At 51.3% G+C, this 236-nt stretch carries 1 protein-coding gene; it reads left to right on the top strand.

What is annotated here, in order from left to right; genetic code table 11:
- The coding region (locus SB756_RS35325; RefSeq protein ID WP_410913914.1) for a phage holin family protein at positions 1–236 on the top strand (236 nt) is incomplete at both ends.

The following is a 236-nucleotide window of genomic DNA, read 5'->3' as shown; positions in this document are numbered from 1 at the left end:
GTTCTGCTGTCGCGTCGTTAATTATGGCGGACACTCATCACGCGCAAGGGCCCGGTAAAAGCGTTCTGGGCATCGGGCAGCGAATTGTTTCCATCATGGTTGAAATGGTGGAAACACGTCTGCGGCTGGCGGTGGTTGAGCTGGAAGAGGAAAAAGCTAATCTCTTTCAACTTTTACTGATGCTGGGCCTGACGATGCTTTTCGCTGCATTTGGTCTTATGAGCCTGATGGTGCTA

Origin of the sequence: Pseudomonas sp. SIMBA_068 (assembly GCF_046534705.1) — a bacterium.
Lineage (GTDB): Bacteria > Pseudomonadota > Gammaproteobacteria > Pseudomonadales > Pseudomonadaceae > Aquipseudomonas > Aquipseudomonas putida.
The sequence above is the reverse complement of the archived record's forward strand: the minus strand, read 5'-3'. Positions and strand labels throughout refer to the sequence as shown.